This is a genomic window from Nonomuraea africana (assembly GCF_014873535.1).
Classification (GTDB): domain Bacteria; phylum Actinomycetota; class Actinomycetes; order Streptosporangiales; family Streptosporangiaceae; genus Nonomuraea; species Nonomuraea africana.
In genome coordinates, this window is record NZ_JADBEF010000001.1 from 9,120,093 (window position 1) to 9,137,212 (window position 17,120).

Below are 17,120 nucleotides of genomic sequence, written 5' to 3' on the forward strand. Positions count from 1 at the left end.
CCACAGCAGCACCCCCGGCAGACGGTGATCAGGCAGCCATTGTCCTCCTGCGTCATAGTCGAATATCCCCACATGAAATTATCGGGCGATATATTGCCATTGTTCGGCGACATGTGATTTCGCGGTCAAGGATTCTTTTGCAGCCCTTTGTTTCGCATCGGGAACCCCGTGTAAGGCGCCCGGGTACGTTTCCGCGGCGGAGGGAGAAAACATATGGCCAGAATGCGGTACGACGCGCTCCTGGCAAAGGTCAGGAATCTGGCCCCAGAAGAGCGCGATCTGCTGGACTCGCCGTACACGATCTCGAACGAACTGTATGCCGCGTTGCGCGCGGTGCCGCACGACGTCGGCGGCCAACCCGACACTCCTCAGCCCTACCTGGAGAAGGAAGAGGAGGAGTGGGAGATGAACACCTATCTCACTTGCGAATGCCTGGCCTGGCGGGGCGGGTGGAACGCGGAAATGCGGCGCAGGGCGGAGAACGACCTCGGCGCGACCCTGTACTTCGGGATGCCCTACTACGCCCGATGGATCACGGTGGCCGCGCGGTTCCTCGTCGACCAGGGACTCATCACCACCGACGAGCTGAGCGCCAAGATCGATGAAGTGCGTACCCGGCTGGAGGCGAGCAGGTGATGGCCGCGCCGAAGTTCGACATCGGTGACCGGGTCGTCGTCCGTGACGAGACGACGCTTTTCCACGCTCGGACCCAGAAATTCACTCGAGGGCACACCGGCGTCGTCGTGGAGCACCGGCCCGAATGGGTCATCCCGGAGGACGAGGCGTTCGGCCGAGATGAGGACGGGCGGAAAGAACACTTCTACGTGGTCCGGTTCAAGCAAAAGGAGCTATGGCCGGACTACACCGGATTTGACGTCGACACCTTGGAAACAGAGTTCTCGGAGCGCTGGCTGGAGCCGGCGGACCAGGGGGAGTGATGAGCGGAAGTCACCACGATCACACCGAGTTCCCGGTGGCCTCGAAGGTCAGCGAGTTCGAGATCCTCGAGCTCGCGGTACGGGAACTGGCGATCGAGAAGGGGATCTTCTCGGCCGACGACCACCGCCGCTTCGCCGAATGGGCCGACGGTGTCGGCCCGCACGGAGGGTCGAAGCTGGTCGCCAAGGCTTGGACCGACCCGGCGTTCAAGCAGCGCCTGCTCGCCAATGGCACAGAGGCGTGCAAGGAGGTGGGCATCGACTGGCTCCAGCCGACGGGCGTCGGCACACCGAGCGACTACACCTTCTTCTACGTGCTCGAGAACACGCCGCAGGTGCACAACGTGATCGTGTGCACGCTCTGCTCCTGCTATCCGCGGCCCGTCCTCGGCATGTCGCCGGACTGGTACCGCACGCCGAGCTACCGGCGCCGGATGGTCCGGCGGCCTCGGGAGGTGCTCGCCGAGTTCGGCCTGCACCTGCCGTCGGACGTTGAGGTACGGGTCCACGACTCCAACCAGAAATCGCGGTTCATGGTGATGCCCATGCGGCCTGAAGGCACCGAGGGATGGAGCGAGGAACAACTCGCCGAGATCGTCACGCGCGACACCATGATCGGTGTCGCCCTGCCCGCGGTGGGGCGGAAGTCGGACACGTCGGCGGAGGCGATCGCCGCCGGAGGTCGCGGATGAACGCTTACAACGTCCTCATGGAGACCCTTGCGGACATCGGCGAGCGGGCCGACGCCGGCCTGCGATGCCTGGACCACGAGCCTGCCGTATGGGAGTCGAGGATGCAGGTGACCTGCGAATGCCTGTCGGCGCACGGCGTGCTGGACAACCTGGAACGACGGCGGGCCGAGGATCGGCTGGGCGAGAGCGTCTACGCCAGGTTCCCGGTGCGGGCTCGTTCCGCGCTGGTGGTCGCGCACTCGCTCATGGACAAGCACATCTTCACCGAAGAGGAACTCCGGCTGAAGATGGAAGGGGTGCGCGCACGTCTGAACGAGGACTGATGTGTCTCCTTCGTGGCAATTGACGGGCTGTCGAGTGCCTCGTACTCTCAGAGTGATCGGATCGTGACGTTACGTAGGAGCGCTCGAAGGAGGCCCTCACGTGGCTCAGGCTGCCGTACCCGTCCCCCAGTCCGGCTCCCTCCGAATCCCCCTCCGTGAGATCCTCCCGTGGGCGGTCTTCGCGGGGGTCCTCGCAGTCCTCCTCCTCTACTTCGTCGGCGTCGAGCACAGCCGGTTCGTGCACGAGTTCGTGCACGATGGCCGACACCTCCTCGGCATTCCCTGCCACTGACCGGTGGGGGAGCCATGACGATGCGCGCTCTCCTGGTGCGCGGGATGCTCGCCGGGCTCCTGGCGGCGGCGGCCGGCTTGATATTCGCCTGGCTCTTCGGCGAGCCCGAGGTGAGCCTGGCCATCGCGGTCGAGCACCACCACGCGGACGCCGGGGAGCCCGAACCGGTGTCACGCATCGTTCAGCAGACCCTCGGCCTGGCGGTCGGGCTCGGCATGTTCGGCGTGGCGCTCGGCGGGCTGTTCGGCGTGGCGTTCGCCATCGCCTATGGGCGGATCGGGCGGTTCAGCGCGCGTGCTACCGCGGCGCTGGTGGCGGGCGGGGGTTTCGTAGCCGTTGCGCTGGTGCCGTTCCTGAAGTACCCCGCCAATCCGCCCGCGGCGGGCAGCCCTGACACCCTCGGCATGCGCACTGGCGCGTACTTCGCGCTGATCGCCGTCTCGATCGTGATCGTCATCTTCTCGGTGCAGGTGGGGCGCCGCCTGGCGGCCCGGCTGGGCGACTGGAACGCCACGCTCGTCGGTGGCGGTGTTCTCATCGCGCTGGTCGCCGTCGCCTGTCTGGTGCTGCCGGAGGTCGACGAGGTCCCCGCGGGCTTTCCCGCGGAGGTGCTGTGGCGATTCCGCATCGCGTCCTTCGGTATTCATGCCGTTCTCTGGACCGTCCTCGGCCTGGTGTTCGGCGCCCTCACGGAACGCCGGACGGTCTCCGAGCCGCAGGCCGCGAAGGCCCCGATGTGACCTGCCGCGGACGGACCCGGATGTGCCCTGCACATCAATGTCCGGCGGATGACCCTTAGGGCGCGTCCCGCTTCAGCTTGCGCCAGCCGCCGGCCCGGTTGTTGGCGATGATCTGCTTGAACATGGCGGACAGCGCGGGGGCGTTGATGGTCTCGCCCTGCCGGAATGCCACGGTGCGGGCGGTCTTGTTCTCGTGGCCGGCGGTGATGATCCCCTCGGGGTCCGGGACGATCGCGCCGTCATAGAGGAACACGTTGACGTGGTCCTTCGCCGCGAGCAGGGCGCAGATGTTGCCCTGGAGGACGAAGTACGGCTGGCGGGTGCGCTTGATGGTCTCGGCGACCTCGGGGTCCGCGGCGTGGACGAGATCGCGCACCTCCCTGCAGACGGCCTGCTGCCAGTCGGGCAGCGCGTCGATGTAGGCGTCGACGCGCGGGTCCTTGATGTAACTCATGACGTCTCCCTACCCGAGAACCGCCCCTGGCCCTCCAGTCGCACACTCGGCGTGATGATCATGATTCAGGCGCGGTGCGTGCTGCTCACCGCGTGATCGACGATCTCGGTCGGGCGTCAGTCGTCGCGGTCCTTCCGCTCCCGCTGGGCCGCGTACAGGTCGGTGACGTGAGGGCGCGAGCCGTGGTCGGCCACGAGGCTCTCCAGGTCGCCGGAGAAGTCGGGGGTCAGCCCGCTGTTCGTGCCCTGCGCCCCCTGGACCCCGATGGTGAGGCTGCGCGGGGCGACGGCGGCGACCGTGATCGCGTAGGGGCTGCCGCCGGTGATCGCGATGTTCCAGTGCGCGATCCGCGCGCCGAACAGCGGTCCCGAGGCGCCGGAGCCGCCCACCCTGCCGTTGTTGACCAGCGTGATGTTCGTCCGGACGTCCTCGAACGGCAGCGCCCTGTGCGTGTCGAAGGTGCCCTCGGCCATCTTCCCGCGACGCCAGACGTTGCCCGACGACAGCCCTTCGAGGTTGAGCCCGTGGTGGACCGCCCCTGACGGCACCGGCACGGTGAAGGCCTCGATCTCGAACTCGTCGACCAGGTTGTCGTGCGACTGCATCCGGCAGGCGAAGCTGTGGTGAGCGGACCGGCCGCCGACGACCACCTTGCTCAGCGTGTTCGACTTCGCGGTGGTGAAGCCGAAGCCGAGGTCGCAGTTCTCCACCCTGACCTCCCGCGCCCAGCAGTCGTGCACGGCCTGGAAGCAGACGCCGTTCGAGCCGGGGTGCCTGTTGTGCGCGGTCATGGGGACCAGCTCGTTGCGGACGGTCAGCCGCTCGACGCCGCTGTCGTGGACGGTCGGGCCCAGGGCGCGCAGCTTCGCGGGCCAGCTCGGCCGCAGGTCGTACCGCAGCGGCTGGGCGAGCCGGACGAGCCGCTCGCCCACGACCTCCTCGATGCGGACCGGCCACTGGAAGGAGGCGTACTGCACGTACTGCCCGCCCGACCCGGTGACGAGCTGGGGCGCCCGGCGCGGCCAGTCGTAGGTCCTGGCGCCGGGGATGTCGCCCGCGACGTGCTGCAGCAGGCCGGCGTCGGGGCGGTTCTCCGACTCCAGCATCACCATGTCGCCCGTGCGCAGCCCGCTCGTGGACGACACCAGCAGCGTCCGCTGGCCGCGGGAGGCGGTGGCCACCTCCGCGAGTGTGTCGCCGAGCAGCCAGCCCTCCGTGCCCGCGAAGTCCTCGGCCTCGGACAGCGCCCGCCGCTCGGGGGCGATGAACCAGATCTGCCCGCCCGTCCACGACCAGCGGCTGTTGCCGTTCGACTGGCGGGCGGGCCGGTAGCCGTCGTCGAGTGTCCTGCTGAAGTGCAGGATCGTCGCCTCGCGCCCCGCGCCGCGCAGCACCACGTTCGACCAGTGCATGAAGACGGGAGAGGCCAGCAGAAAGGTCCCGGTGGGCACCTCCACCAGCCCGCCGCCGCGCTCGCCGACGGAGCGGAGCGCGGCGTTGAAGGCGGGGGCGCAGTCCGTCGTGCCGTCCGCGCGGGCGCCGAAGTCGGTGACGCTGACCGTGGTCCTGGGCGGGCGAGGCGGCTTCGCGCCCTGGCGGTAGCCGGCGTGGGAGACGTCGGGTACCAGCGGGTGCGAGCCGGGCGCCTGCGCCCACTGCTCCAGTAAGGCCGCCGAGGTGTCCTGGGGCCGGTCCCGGTCCGCGACCGCGGCGGCAGCAGCCGGTACGGCGAGCGCGGGCGTGACGGCGGTGGCCATGGCGGCGGCCGCGGTCCCGCCGATCATGGTCCGGCGGCTGATGGAGGAGGGACGCTCGGGCATGGTGCTCCTCGGTGGGGGTGCGGAGGGCCTGGCGAGGGTCGAGACATCCGATGATTTCAGCCGCCAACTGCGCGGTCAAGGGCCTGTACGGCTGGCGCTTCGATGACTCATCGGAGGTGCTGGGCTCCTAGTAAGGTCGCCAGACGTGACGAACGAACTGGAACGGCTGGCCGAACGGCTGCGTGAGTTCGCGCGGGCCCGCGACTGGGAGCAGTTCCACACCCCGAAGAACCTGGCCATGGCGCTGTCCGGCGAGGTGGGGGAGCTGGTGGCGGAGTTCCAGTGGCTCACCGCCGAAGAGTCGGCGAACCTCGACCCGGAGACACTGGCCAGGGTGCGGGGAGAGCTCGGCGACGTGCTGCTGTACCTGGTGAGGCTGGCCGACGCGGTCGGCGTCGACCTGTCCGGGGCCGCCAACGCCAAGCTCGACGAGAACGAACGCCGCTACGACCCCACCACCTACCGCGGTTCCGCCAGGAAGGCACCACCGCTGGATTGAGGGTGGCCTCGCGACCGCGACCTGCCGGAGGGCTCAGCTCAGCGAATCGGCGTGCCGCGCGATGTGGGCGGCGTCGGTGAGGTAGAGGGTGTCGTGCCCGTCGGCCAGGTGTCCGGCGAAGGCAGCGTTGCCCGCGGCGGCCTGGGCGCGCATGAGGTCGACCAGGGCGTGCAGGCGCTCACCCACCATGCGGGGCAGGGCGGCCCGTTCGGCGGACGGCAGGCCGTACGCGTCGCAGAACAGACGCAGCCGCCGCGCCTGCTCGGCCACGGGCACGACCGCCTCGCCGTTGCCGACCGCGCTGAGCGGGACGAACCGGTAGGCGGCATAGGCGACGTCCGACAGGCGCGGCCCCGGATGGGCGGTGTCGAAGTCGATGAAGGCCACCGGGAGCCCGTCGCGGAAGACCGTGTTGTACGGCGCGACGTCGCCGTGGCAGATGACCTCGGCCGGCTCACGGGCGGGCAGGTACCAGGGGCCTTCCACCGGGCAGCCGACCGTGGCGTCGTGGTAGGCGCGCAGCATCCTGCCGACCTCCCGCAGGGCGGCGTCGGTCCAGGCGTAGGCGGGCAATGGGTAGTGGGCCACCTCGCCGGGAACGAAGTCGAGGATCTCCCTGCCCTCGGCGTCGAGCCCGTGCGCGCGGGGCGCGCCGTCGAACCCGGCGGCGGCGAGGTGGGCGAGCAGGCGGTGGACGGCGGGGGTCCACGGGCCGGTCGGCCGCCGGACGGTGCCGCCCGCGCGGACCACCTGGTTCACCCCGCCGCCCGCGAGGGGCCGTTCGATCCAGCCGGTGAGGTCGGCGATCAGCCCGGCGATCTCGGTGACGTCGTCTCCATTGGCGGGCAGGCACCTGCGGTGGGGACCGGCCCGCAGGACGGCGGTGACGGGGCCGCCCGTGGCGTCGTCGGCGCGGATCGACCGCGGGTGGCCGGGATCGCTGCCGGAGTCGCCGTCGAGCAGGGCGTGCGTCACCACGGCGTCCCGCAGCAGCCGGGAGATCTCGTGCGCCACCGCGAGCGCGTCCTGGCCGCTGAGGTGGAGGACTTCGCGCATCCGGTTCATTGTGCGCCCGCCGAGGAGCCCGGCGCGAACCATTTCCCGCGGGCGGGGGTCTGGTCAAACCCCTACGATTGCCGCGCAACAGTACTGATCGCCGGAAAGGCTGGACAGGGCGTGGCACACGACGGCCATGAGGGCACGGACGATCCGCGGATGCAGGCGGAGGGCGAGCTCAGCATGGCCCGCCTCGCGCTCGACGACGGCGAGGTCGCGCACGCGGCCCAGCACGTGGCGGCGGCGCCGGCGTACGATCCCGCCCTGCCGGAGGCGCATGAACTCCTGGCGCGGCTCGCCTCGATGCCCGGCGCCGCGACGGACGACGGCGAGTCGTAGGAAAACGACTCGATCGGCGGGTGGGCTCGCTGGTTGGCTGGAGGCATGCGAACGGCACGGCGGGCGTGGGCGGAGGTTACCCCCGCGCTCAGGGACGAGGTCGAGCAGCGCCTGGGGTCCCCGGTGCGCGAGGTCGAGGACCGGCGGGGCGGCTTCTCCTGGGGAGTCGTGGGCGTGGCCGCCCTCGCGGACGGCGAGCAGGTCTTCGTCAAGGCGATCCAGTCGAGCCCGGACGCCGTCGGTGACCACCGGGCCGAGGTCGGCGTCTCTGCGCGGCTTCCCGCCGCCGTGCCCGCGCCGAGGCTGCGCTTCGGCCTGGAGCGGGACGGCTGGCTGTTGCGCTGCTTCGACCTCGCGCCAGGCGTGCTGCCGCACGAGCCATGGCTCGACCACGAGCTGGCGGCCGCCCTGGCGATGCTGGACGCGTGCGCTGAGGCGCTGACGCCCTCGCCGATCACGGGCGTCCCCACCGTCGCCGCGCGGATGGCGGGGCGCTGCGAGACGTGGCGGGCGCTGGAGCGCGACGGGACGCACGACGTGGTGTCCGGCGCCGCGCTCGGCGCGTGGGAGCGCGAGCACCTGCGCCTGCTCGCCGCCATCGAGGCCCGCTGGGCCGAACTCGTCGTCGGGGACACGTTGCTGCACTTCGACCCCAGGTTCGACAACATCCTCATCGACGACCACGGCACCGCCCGCCTGGTCGACTGGTCGCGCGCGTGCACCGGCCCCGCGTGGGTGGACCTCGTGTGCCTGCTGATGGAGTCGGACCTCGGGGCGCGCGATCCGCAGGAGATCTTCCTCGCCAGTGCGGCCGGACGCGATGCCGATCCCCTGCGGGTGGACGCCTTCCTCGTGGCGCTCGGCGGCTACTGGACCCACACGGCTGCGCTACCCGGCCCCGCCCACGCGCCCCACCTGCGCGAACGGCGCGAGCACTCCAGGCGCGCCACGATGAGCTGGCTCAGATCGCGATGGGCGGCGGACGGGGCAGCGCCGACTGTCGGTGCCGTCCGATAGGAATCTCCCATGGGTACCTGGGACATCGGTCCATTCGACAACGACAGCGCCGCCGACTGGTGCGGCGGGCTCGACGACGCGCCCGCCGAGCGGCGCGCGGAGCTGATCAGGCAGGCATTGGCCACAGCGGCCGGCGCCGCCGACTACCTCGACGGCGACGACGCCGGTGCGGCGATCGCGGCGGCGGCGATCGTCGCGTCGCAGCGCGGCGGCCCGGCGATCACCACGCCGTATGCGCCCGATTTCCTGGTGCGAGGCGGCGCCGTGGAGCTCCCCTCCGACCTGGCGGAGCTGGCGCTGCGCGCGCTCGACCGCGTGGTCGGCGACGAGTCGGAGTGGCGTGACCTGTGGGCGGAGGCCGGCGCCCTCCCCGAGGCGACGGCGGCCCTGGCCCCGATCCGTGCCGCCCTCGGCCGGTAGCTCTCCAGCGGCGCCTGCTTGAAACAGCGGGCGTCCGCTCGGCAGGATGCCTGGTGTTGTCGCCGACCACGCGGAGGAAGACCGATGCTCTCCCAGGACGTTCGCGCGCTCTTCGAAGGCCCCAACTACGCGCACGTCGCCACGGTCGGGCCGGACGGCGCGCCGCACAGCGTGCCGCTGTGGGTCGGCGTCGAGGGCGAAAGGATCGCCTTCCTCACCGGGCCAGGCTCGCGCAAGGCGCGCAACCTCGCGCGAGACCCCCGGGTTGCCCTCTCCATCACCGCCCACGACAATCCGTTCATGATGGCCACCGTGCGCGGCACCGCCGAACTCCTCGACGGCGAGGCGGCGTGGGAGATCATCGACAGGATCTCCCACAAGTACACCGGCGGGCCGTACCCGAGGGGCGAGGAGCGGGTGGTGTTCCTGGTGTCGCCCGCCCACGCGGTCGCCGTGAACTTCGGCTGACGCCGCCTCACCTGGTGATCGTGAACCCCTCGTAGTCCTTGGCCGCCACCTCCTCGCACAGCTGGCGGTAGAGGGCGACCCCTCCGGCGTACGGCATGAACACGCGCGGCTTGCCCGGCACGTTGGCGCCCATGTACCACGAGTCGGCGGTCGGATACAGGGTGGCGGCGCCGACCTCGGCCACGTGCGCGGTCCACGCCTGCTGCGCCTCGGCCGTGGCCTCGATCGTCCGCCCGTCGAGGAAGGCCAGGCAGTCGGCGATCCAGTCGACGTGCTGCTCGATGGAGACCACCATGTTGCTCAGCACGGACGGGCTGCCCGGCCCCGTGACGGTGAACAGGTTGGGGAAACCGGCGACGGCGAGCCCGAGGTAGGCGCGCGGGCCGGCCTCCCATGTCCGCCTGAGCGACCGGCCGTCCGCGCCACGGAGGTCGACGGCGGTGAGCGCGCCCGTCATCGCGTCGAAGCCGGTGGCGAAGACGAGGGTGTCGAGCTCGTACTCCGCGCCCGCCGCGGTGCGCAGCCCCTTCGGGGTGATCTGGGCGATCGGGTCCGCGCGCACGTCGACCAGGGTGACGTCGTCGCGGTTGAACGTCTCGAAGTAGCCGGAGTCGAGGCACGGCCGCTTGGTGCCGAAGGGGTGGTCCCGCGGCGAGAGCAGGTCGGCCTTCGCGGGGTCCTCGACCAGCTCGCGGATCTTCGACCGAACGAACTCGGCGGCGGTGTCGTTGGCGGCTCTGTCGATGAGCAGGTCGGTGTAGGCGCCGAGGATGCCCACCAGCGAACCGCGCTCCCATCCGGCCTGGTAGCGGGCCCGCCGTTCGTCGGGGTCGACCTCGTGCGCCGACTGGACGGCAGGCTCGGCGGGGATGCCGGAGTGCGTCTCCCTCGCGAGCCTGCGGCGCTCGCCGTACGCGGCCTTCACCGCCCGCAGCGTCTCGGGCGCGAGCGGCCGGTTGAAGGCGGGCAGGCTGAAGTTGGGCGTGCGCTGGAAGACAGTGAGGTGACCGGCCTGCTCGGCGATGATCGGGATCGACTGGATGCCGGAGGAGCCGGTGCCGACCACGCCGACCCGCCTGCCGGTGAAGTCGACGCCCTCGTGCGGCCAGCGGCCCGTGTGGTACCACTCGCCGCCGAAGCTCGCCAGGCCGTCGACCTCGACGGGCTTGGGCACCGACAGGCAACCGGTCGCCATGACGAGGTAGCGGGCCGAGGCCTGCTCGCCCGCCTCGGTCGTGACGTGCCAGCGCCCGTCGAAGCGGGCGGCGCGCACACGCGTGCCGAGCTGGATGTCGCGGCGCAGGTCGAAGCGGTCGGCGACGTGGTCGAGGTAGGCCAGGATCTCCGGCTGACCCGGATACCTCTCCGTCCAGATCCACTCCTGCTCCAGCTCGGGGGAGAAGGAGTAGGAGTAGTCGACGCTCTCGACGTCGCAGCGGGCGCCGGGGTAGCGGTTCCAGTGCCAGGTGCCGCCGACGCCGTCGCCCGCCTCGAAGACCTTCACCCGCAGCCCGAGGCCGCGCAGCCGGTGCAGCGCGTAGAGCCCGGACAGGCCGGCGCCGACGATGATCGCGTCAAACATGCCGGTCCACGCTCTCGGTGATGAGGTCGAAGGCGGCGCCGCTGCCGGGCAGTAATCCGATCATGGTGAAGAACCCGTGCATCTGGCCGTCGAAGCGGCGCAGCTCGACCGGCACGCCCGCCTCGCGCAGCCGTTCCGCGTAGGCCTCGCCCTCGTCGCGCAGCACGTCGTGCTCGGCGGTGAGCACGACCGCGGGGGCGAGCCCCGACAGGTTCTTGGCGCGGAGGGGAGAGGCGTCCGCGTCCTCACGCGAGGGCAGGTCGGGCAGGTAGTGGTTCCAGAACCACGCCATGCCGTCCCTGGTCAGCATGAGCTGGTTGGCGAGGTCGCGGTAGGAGTCGGTCTCGAGGTCGCAGTCGGTCACCGGGTAGATCAGGATCTGCAGCGCGACCGCGGGCCCTCCGTGGTCGCGGGCGCGCCTGGCCATGACCGCCGACAGGTTGCCGCCCGCGCTGTCCCCGGCCACGACCAGCGGGACCGGCGCACCCGCGATCTCCTCGAGGTGATCCGCCGTCCAGCGGAGGGCCGCCCACGAGTCCTCGACCGCCGCGGGGTACGGATGCTCGGGCGCCTTGCGGTAGTCGACCAGCACGACCGCGCAGCCGGTGCGCGCGGCCAGCCGCCTGCCGAGCGTGTCGTACTGGTCGATGTCGGCGAGCACCCAGCCGCCCCCGTGGTAGTAGACGATGACCGCGGGCGGCGCCTCGCCCGGCACCAGGACCCTGACCGGCACTCCAGGCTCGTCGGTCTCCCTCGTCGTGAGCATCTCGGGGGCAGTCGCGATGCTCTGGGCGGCCATCGCCTTGGAGAGGGCGCGAGCCTGCTGCGGGGACAGCTCCTCGAGGGGCGGCACCTCGGCCTGCGCCATCTGGGTGAGCAGGGCGGTCGTCGCTTCGTCCAGGGCCATGGGGCCTCCTCTGTAGAACGACGTTCTAGAACTTGACCGTAGGTTGGCGGGCCGGAGAGGTCAACGGGCCATCGGGCGGTCGCGTGGGCGACATTTCCGCGTTGCCGTACGGCCAGCGGAAGGCTGGATGGTACGTCGCATGACACACATCGACCGGCGCGGCTTCCTCCGCGCCGCCGCAATCGGCATGGTGGCAGGCGGTCCGCTGGCGGCGTTGTCCGCGCGTACGGCTGACGCCTCGACGATGGTGAAGCGCGCCTTCAGCCCCGACTACGGGCCGCTCTCACCGGTGAAGGACCAGACCACCGGCCTGGAGCTGCTCAAGCTGCCCAAGGGCTTCGAGTACCTGACGCACGGCTGGACCGGCGACCTCATGTCCGACGGGCGGCCGACCCCGCCCATGCACGACGGCATGGCCGCCTTCCAGCCGAGCGGCAAGCTGAAGAGCCAGGTCAAGGGCTCGGGCAAGGGCCACTGGACGGCGCTGGTCCGCAACCACGAGGTGGGCGCCTACTCGGGCGCCTTCGTCGAGCCCGCCTACAACCCCACCGCCGGCGGCGGCACCACGACGCTGGTCTTCGACACCCGCAGGGGTGAGTTCGTCCACAGCTATGCCAGCCTCTCGGGGACCATCCGCAACTGCGCGGGCGGACCCACGCCGTGGGGGACCTGGCTGTCGTGCGAGGAGACGACCGAGATCAACGGCTCGGTACGGCACGGCTACGTCTTCGAGGTCCCGCACGACGGGATCAGCGACGCCAGGCCGTACAAGGAGATGGGCAGGTTCTCGCACGAGGCCGTCGCCGTGGACCCCGCCACCGGCTACGTGTACGAGACCGAGGACGCCACGCCGAGCGGCCTGTACAGGTTCCGCCCGACCGTGCGCGGCGACCTGGCCCAGGGAGGTGTCCTGGAGATGATGAAGATCGGCGGCGGCGCCTACACGACCTACGCCGACGGGACGGGCACCGTCTACCCCGAGATCGACTGGGTCGTGATCGACAACCCCGACCCGGGCCCCGGTGAGCCCGGCGTCGTGCGGCAGGGCATCGCCAAGGGCGGCGCGTCCTTCCGCCGCCTGGAGGGCGCCTGGTACCACGAGGGCAAGATCTACATCGTCAGCACCAGCGGCGGACCCACCGGGCAGGGCCAGGTCTTCGAGTACGACCTCGCCGCCGGCACGATGCGGGTGCTGTTCGCCTCGCCGAACGCGTCCGTGCTGAACAACCCCGACAACATCTGCGTCAGCCCCCGGGGCGGCATCGTGCTGTGCGAGGACGGCTCCGGCGTGGAGTACCTGCACGGCCTCACCACGGACGGCGAGATCTTCCCGTTCGCGGAGAACGCGGTGGTCATCCCCGCCGGCGGGGTGCCGGGCAAGTCGGTCGCCCCCGGGAACTACACGGGCTCGGAGTGGTGCGGATCCACCTTCGACAGCAAGGACGGCGGGTGGCTGTTCGCCAACATCCAGACGCCGGGCATCACCTTCGCGATCACCGGGCCGTGGGAGAACGGCTCGCTCTGAGCGCGTCGCGGAGGGCCTGGATCTCCTCGGGGGTGCTCTCGCGGGCGATGTAGGGAATATGTCCAGCAGGTAGCCGGCGCCGGGGAGCCGGTCGCCGACGACGGCGGCGTCCTCGAGGATCTGTCCGTAGAGGGCGGCGCCGTCCATGCAAACACGTCGATGAGCACGACCCTGCCGTCCAGCGCCCTCCGCACGGGGGAGCGCAGCGCCGTCGCCAGTCGCCGAGGCCGCAGGGCACCCAGCCCGCCAGCACCAGCTCGGCCGTGACCTGGCGGTGGTTCATCGACGGCCAGGGCTGCCCCGTCAACTCCGGACGTAGTCGCACCGGAAGAGACTACGTCCGAACATGTACGGACGGGTCAGGGGGCCAGGCCGGTCAGGCGGCAGAGGGCGGTGAAGCCTTCGGGGGTGCCCCGCCACCTGGCCCGTACGGCAGGCAGCCCCGCCCGCCGCACCACCGAGCGCAGCACCAGGGTCACCACGATGGCGTCGTCGGCGTAGCCCAGCACCGGCACGAAGTCGGGGACCAGGTCGAAGGGCATGGCCAGGTAGGCCAGCAGCAGGCCGAGCCGTACCCGCACGCCGCGCGGGAGGTCGGGGTCTGCGGCCAGGTCGCGCAGCAGCCGTACCAGGTCGGGCAGGATGCGCAGCGCCTCGCGCAGCAGGCCGCCCTTCGGCCGGGCCAGGGCGAGAGCGGCGATCAGCAGCAGCCAGCCGGCGGCCAGCCCTGCGGCGATCCCCAGCGCGATACCCATAGGGCCACGATAGCGGCGCCCGCAGCCTGCCCCTTAAGCTCTCGCTGGGACCGACGGCCTCGTGGTCCGCTCCGACATTCGCCCCCTCACTTCGGCGCCGTGGCGACGCTCGACGGCGAGGGCAGGGCCAGCTACTGCTTCCACGCCGAGGGCACCGCCGACTGGCAGTGGACGGCGGGCGAACTGGCCGCCGTCGACCTCGGAGGCGTCTGCGCCCTCCACACCGGCTCGCTGGCGCTGGTCCGCGAGCCGGGCGCCGCACGGATCGAGGAGTTCCTCGCCGGCGCCCGCCCCTCGGCGACGATCTCCATCGACCCCAACATCCGCCCGCTCCTGGTCGATCCCGGCGTCTACCGGGCCGCGCTGCCCCGCTGGGCGGCACTGGCCGACATCGTCAAGGTGAGCGAGGAGGACCTGGCCCACCTCGGTTCGTTCGACGGCTTCTGCGCAGACCTGCACGCGGCGGGCACCAGGCTGGTGCTGGTGACCAGGGGCGCGGACGGCGTGACCGCCTCACTCGACGGCACGCGGCTGGACGTGGCCGCCCCCGCCGTCGAGGTGGTCGACACGGTCGGCGCGGGAGACGCCTTCACCGTGGGCCTGCTGCACCGGCTGGACGCGCTCGGCCTCCTCGGCGGGCGCATCACCGCGCTTGGGACGGGCGAGCTGGGCGACGCCCTGGCCTTCGCCGTCCGGGTCGCCGCGCTGACGTGCACGGTGGCGGGCGCGAACCCGCCGTGGGCCGCGGCGCTGGGCGCGGACGGCTGATCCGCGCCTGCGAGGGCCCCTCGGTCACCAGGACGCGCAGCCCGGCGCCCGCCCTGGCGAACGACTCGGGCCCGCCTGTGACGACCAGCGTGCGGGCGGCGACGAGCCGGTCGGACACGGTCAGCCCAGGTGGCGCAGGAGGAGCATGGCGGCGTCGTCGTGCAGCGGGCCGTCGACGTGCGCGACGAGATCGAGCCTGAGCGCCTCGAGCGCGGCCTCGGGGTCGTCCGCCCTGAGCAGGGAGACGCGGTCGGCGAGCGGATAGAACTCCCCTCGCCTGTCGCCATGGGCGGCCTCGCGGAAGGCCCCAGCACGACCGCCGCGGTCTCGACCGCTTCGAGGCCCTTGCCCTGGACGTCGCCGACGATCACCCTGGCGCCGCCCGGCGCGGTGACGACCTCGTACAGATCGCCGCCGATGCGCGCCTCGGCCACGGCGGAGGTGTAGGAGACCGCCGCCCGCAGATGCCCCGCCCGGCGGGGGACAGGGCGCAGCAGCACCCGCTGGGCCACCTCGGCGATCGAGCGGACGTCGGCCAGTTCCTTCTCGCGACGCTGCCTTCCGGCGGCGGCCACCATTCCCGCCGCCGTGACGCCGATGACGCTGGCCAGGCTGGTGAAGCTGCGCCTGCTGCCCAGCACGTTGTTGTAGGACGCGAGCAGCACGCACAGCAGCAGCGCGACCAGCCCGATCGTCGCCGTCCGCCGCACCCCACCGGCCAGGCTGGCGAACGCGGGACCCAGCGCCACCAGCGGCAGGAAGCCGATCTCCGGCCCCGACAGCAGGTCGATCGAGCCCACCACGACCATCATCAGGTACGGCAGGGCGACGATCAGCCGTTGGCTGGAATGGTTCATGCTCGCTTTCGGCCGGGAACTCCTCGGGTCACTCTTGCATCACGCAACGATGAGCGCAATGCGCCTGTCAGGCCTCTGGCCAGCCCAGCGGGTACGGAGCACCGGCGGACGGCTCGCCACCCGCCGCGGTGAAGGCGGCCATCGCCGAGACCAGCGCGACACGCTGCTCGGCCGACAGCCTGGAGACGATGGCGGCGATCTCCTCGCGGCGCCGCCCCATGACCTCGTCCACGATGCGGCGGCCGTCCGTGGTGAGGCCGATCAGCGTCTCCCTCCTGTTGCTCGGGTTGACCTCCCGCACGATGAACCCCGAGGCCGCCAGGCGGTCGGCCATGCGCATCGCGGTGGAGGGATTGACGTCGAGCCGCTCGGCCAGCGTCACCAGCTTGGTCCGGCCCTGGCCGGCCAGCACGACCAGCATGCGGAACTGGGGCAGCGTGATCCTGTCCTCGACCGCCGCCAGCGACCTGGCGGCTATGGCGACCAGCAGCCGCGAACCGGTCAGCACCGCGGAGGTCACCGCGGACAGATCCTCTTGCTCTCCCATGGACATGGTTTCTACACGGTGCACCCTGCGGGAGCGGGGCAGAAGCCCGGACAGTTCTTTGCAGTGTGCAAGGATTACGGGGACCGAGTGCTCAGGACGCGGGACTTCCCCGGCAATCCACAGCTACCGGAAGGACGGCACATGCCAGCCACATTCGTCCTCAGCGCGGTGACGAGCGACGACGTGGCCACGGTCCGGCTGTCGGGAGAGGTCGACCTGACCGCCGTACCGCTACTGCAGTCCTGGCTGGCCAGGGCGCTGGCCGCGCACCAGCCGCCGCGGGTGGACGTCGATCTCACCGGCCTGCGGTCCATCGACTCCTTCGCCCTGTCGGCGCTCATGGGCGCGGACAGGTACGCGCGCGACACCGGCGGTTGGATGACCGTCACGGGAGTGGACGCCCCGGTGCGCGCACTGCTGGCGGCACGCGGCCTGGACCGGGTCCTCGACCTGCGCCCGAGCGGCGTCCTGCTCTTCCCCTGCTGATTCGTTCCCGCTGGTCGAAAAAGGCTTCGAGCGGGGCAGGGCGGTGTGCCAGGATCGGCCGGTGTCTGTTTCCCGTCGTGATCTGCTGCGCTGGCAGTTCGACCTCACCTGGTCGCTGTTCGAGCTCCACCTCGAGCACCTTCAGCCCGAGGACTTCCTGTGGGAGCCCGCCTCCCGTCACTGGACCGTACGGCCGGGCGATGCCGGGGTCTGGCTGCCCGACTGGGACGAAGCCGAGCTCGACCCCGTCCCCGTCCCTACCATCGGCTGGCTCACCTGGCACATCGGCTGGTGGTGGAGTGTCACCCTCGACCACGCGCAGGGTCGCACGCCGCGCGAGCGCGTCGCGATCACCTGGCCCGGCGACGGTGAGGCGGCCGTGGCCTGGCTGCGCGGCCTGCGCGACGAGTGGCTGGCGGTCCTGGACCGGCTCACCGACGCCGACCTCGACACCGTCGCACCCTTCCCCTGGCCGGCCGATTCCGGCATGACCGTGGCCCACATGGTCGCCTGGGTGAACGCCGAACTGATGAAGAACGCCGCCGAGATCGGCCAGCTCCGCCTGGTGCGCGCCGCCTCGGCGGTGTGAGAACCCGATCGGCCGGACGAGGGCGTGGCCGTCGTCCGGCGGGTCC

The 17,120-nt window shown here is 71.3% G+C and carries 23 protein-coding genes; 16 read left to right on the top strand and 7 right to left on the bottom strand.

What is annotated here, in order from left to right; all coding sequences use genetic code 11:
- Positions 1-213 precede the first annotated feature (213 nt).
- From H4W81_RS49075 to H4W81_RS43690, 6 genes are all read left to right on the top strand, one after another.
- A complete protein-coding gene (locus tag H4W81_RS49075) occupies positions 214-636 on the top strand; it encodes an SH3-like domain-containing protein (protein WP_192780159.1) in 423 nt (140 codons plus the stop codon).
- The gene (locus H4W81_RS49080; protein ID WP_192780160.1) at positions 636-938 is read left to right on the top strand and encodes an SH3-like domain-containing protein; all 303 of its coding nucleotides are present in this window, start codon (positions 636-638) and stop codon (positions 936-938) included. The genes H4W81_RS49075 and H4W81_RS49080 overlap by 1 nt, the downstream gene beginning before the upstream one ends.
- Positions 938-1,630 (top strand): thiocyanate hydrolase subunit gamma, encoded by a 693-nt coding sequence (gene scnC, locus H4W81_RS43675; RefSeq protein ID WP_192780161.1) that lies wholly within the window; start codon positions 938-940, stop codon positions 1,628-1,630. Before H4W81_RS49080 ends, scnC begins: the two co-directional genes overlap by 1 nt.
- The gene (locus H4W81_RS43680; RefSeq protein ID WP_192780162.1) at positions 1,627-1,953 is read left to right on the top strand and encodes a ScnB; all 327 of its coding nucleotides are present in this window, start codon (positions 1,627-1,629) and stop codon (positions 1,951-1,953) included. The genes scnC and H4W81_RS43680 overlap by 4 nt, the downstream gene beginning before the upstream one ends.
- Positions 1,954-2,053: 100 nt before the next feature.
- A complete protein-coding gene (locus tag H4W81_RS49665) occupies positions 2,054-2,245 on the top strand; it encodes a CbtB domain-containing protein (RefSeq protein ID WP_192780163.1) in 192 nt (63 codons plus the stop codon).
- Positions 2,246-2,265: 20 nt separating this feature from the next.
- Positions 2,266-2,985 carry a CbtA family protein gene (locus H4W81_RS43690; protein ID WP_225959076.1) on the top strand — a complete coding sequence of 240 codons (720 nt, stop codon included), beginning with the start codon at positions 2,266-2,268 and terminating at the stop codon, positions 2,983-2,985.
- A 55-nt stretch (positions 2,986-3,040) separates the two neighbouring features.
- Here the strand turns inward: H4W81_RS43690 and H4W81_RS43695 are convergent, their stop codons facing one another.
- Positions 3,041-3,439: a DUF1801 domain-containing protein gene (locus H4W81_RS43695; RefSeq protein ID WP_192780165.1), complete on the bottom strand. Its 399-nt coding sequence runs from the start codon at positions 3,437-3,439 to the stop codon at positions 3,041-3,043.
- 116 nt (positions 3,440-3,555) lie between these two features.
- Complete coding sequence (locus H4W81_RS43700; RefSeq protein WP_192780166.1) at positions 3,556-5,259, bottom strand: glycosyl hydrolase family 28-related protein; 1,704 nt, start codon at positions 5,257-5,259, stop codon at positions 3,556-3,558.
- 145 nt (positions 5,260-5,404) lie between these two features.
- On the opposite strand from H4W81_RS43700, the gene H4W81_RS43705 reads away from it, so the two are divergent.
- Entirely contained in the window at positions 5,405-5,758 is a 354-nt protein-coding gene (locus H4W81_RS43705) for a nucleotide pyrophosphohydrolase (protein WP_192780167.1), read from the top strand.
- Positions 5,759-5,791: 33 nt separating this feature from the next.
- Here H4W81_RS43705 and H4W81_RS43710 read toward each other — a convergent pair whose 3' ends face one another.
- Positions 5,792-6,814: a phosphotransferase enzyme family protein gene (locus H4W81_RS43710; protein WP_192780168.1), complete on the bottom strand. Its 1,023-nt coding sequence runs from the start codon at positions 6,812-6,814 to the stop codon at positions 5,792-5,794.
- A gap of 120 nt (positions 6,815-6,934) precedes the next feature.
- Between H4W81_RS43710 and H4W81_RS43715 the strand changes: the two genes are divergently transcribed.
- The 4 genes from H4W81_RS43715 to H4W81_RS43730 all read left to right on the top strand — a co-directional run bounded on the left by H4W81_RS43715 (position 6,935) and on the right by H4W81_RS43730 (position 9,058).
- Positions 6,935-7,153, top strand: coding sequence for a hypothetical protein (locus tag H4W81_RS43715; RefSeq protein WP_192781487.1), 219 nt, complete (start codon positions 6,935-6,937; stop codon positions 7,151-7,153).
- A 45-nt stretch (positions 7,154-7,198) separates the two neighbouring features.
- Positions 7,199-8,170, top strand: coding sequence for a phosphotransferase (locus tag H4W81_RS43720; RefSeq protein ID WP_192780169.1), 972 nt, complete (start codon positions 7,199-7,201; stop codon positions 8,168-8,170).
- Between the two features lie 9 nt (positions 8,171-8,179).
- Complete coding sequence (locus H4W81_RS43725; protein WP_192780170.1) at positions 8,180-8,590, top strand: DUF4259 domain-containing protein; 411 nt, start codon at positions 8,180-8,182, stop codon at positions 8,588-8,590.
- Between the two features lie 84 nt (positions 8,591-8,674).
- Positions 8,675-9,058, top strand: a complete 384-nt coding sequence (locus tag H4W81_RS43730; RefSeq protein WP_192780171.1) for a PPOX class F420-dependent oxidoreductase — start codon at positions 8,675-8,677, stop codon at positions 9,056-9,058.
- Positions 9,059-9,065: 7 nt separating this feature from the next.
- On the opposite strand, the gene H4W81_RS43735 is transcribed toward H4W81_RS43730, so the two are convergent.
- On the bottom strand, positions 9,066-10,640 hold the full coding sequence (locus H4W81_RS43735) for a flavin-containing monooxygenase (protein ID WP_192780172.1): 1,575 nt from the start codon (positions 10,638-10,640) through the stop codon (positions 9,066-9,068).
- Positions 10,633-11,547 (bottom strand): alpha/beta hydrolase, encoded by a 915-nt coding sequence (locus tag H4W81_RS43740; protein WP_192780173.1) that lies wholly within the window; start codon positions 11,545-11,547, stop codon positions 10,633-10,635. Before H4W81_RS43740 ends, H4W81_RS43735 begins: the two co-directional genes overlap by 8 nt.
- A gap of 139 nt (positions 11,548-11,686) precedes the next feature.
- Between H4W81_RS43740 and H4W81_RS43745 the strand changes: the two genes are divergently transcribed.
- Positions 11,687-13,072: a PhoX family protein gene (locus H4W81_RS43745; RefSeq protein WP_192780174.1), complete on the top strand. Its 1,386-nt coding sequence runs from the start codon at positions 11,687-11,689 to the stop codon at positions 13,070-13,072.
- A 359-nt stretch (positions 13,073-13,431) separates the two neighbouring features.
- Here the strand turns inward: H4W81_RS43745 and H4W81_RS43750 are convergent, their stop codons facing one another.
- The gene (locus H4W81_RS43750; protein ID WP_192780175.1) at positions 13,432-13,827 is read right to left on the bottom strand and encodes a YkvA family protein; all 396 of its coding nucleotides are present in this window, start codon (positions 13,825-13,827) and stop codon (positions 13,432-13,434) included.
- Between the two features lie 99 nt (positions 13,828-13,926).
- On the opposite strand from H4W81_RS43750, the gene H4W81_RS43755 reads away from it, so the two are divergent.
- Both H4W81_RS43755 and H4W81_RS43760 read left to right on the top strand, forming a co-directional pair.
- A complete protein-coding gene (locus H4W81_RS43755) occupies positions 13,927-14,595 on the top strand; it encodes a PfkB family carbohydrate kinase (RefSeq protein WP_318782445.1) in 669 nt (222 codons plus the stop codon).
- A gap of 129 nt (positions 14,596-14,724) precedes the next feature.
- Positions 14,725-15,042 carry a hypothetical protein gene (locus H4W81_RS43760; RefSeq protein WP_192781488.1) on the top strand — a complete coding sequence of 106 codons (318 nt, stop codon included), beginning with the start codon at positions 14,725-14,727 and terminating at the stop codon, positions 15,040-15,042.
- 477 nt (positions 15,043-15,519) lie between these two features.
- Here H4W81_RS43760 and H4W81_RS43765 read toward each other — a convergent pair whose 3' ends face one another.
- Positions 15,520-15,999 (bottom strand): MarR family winged helix-turn-helix transcriptional regulator, encoded by a 480-nt coding sequence (locus tag H4W81_RS43765; protein WP_192780176.1) that lies wholly within the window; start codon positions 15,997-15,999, stop codon positions 15,520-15,522.
- Between the two features lie 141 nt (positions 16,000-16,140).
- Between H4W81_RS43765 and H4W81_RS43770 the strand changes: the two genes are divergently transcribed.
- Together H4W81_RS43770 and H4W81_RS43775 are read left to right on the top strand one after the other, a co-directional pair.
- The gene (locus H4W81_RS43770) at positions 16,141-16,485 is read left to right on the top strand and encodes an STAS domain-containing protein (RefSeq protein WP_192780177.1); all 345 of its coding nucleotides are present in this window, start codon (positions 16,141-16,143) and stop codon (positions 16,483-16,485) included.
- Between the two features lie 61 nt (positions 16,486-16,546).
- Positions 16,547-17,074 carry a DinB family protein gene (locus tag H4W81_RS43775; RefSeq protein ID WP_192780178.1) on the top strand — a complete coding sequence of 176 codons (528 nt, stop codon included), beginning with the start codon at positions 16,547-16,549 and terminating at the stop codon, positions 17,072-17,074.
- Positions 17,075-17,120: the final 46 nt, after the last annotated feature.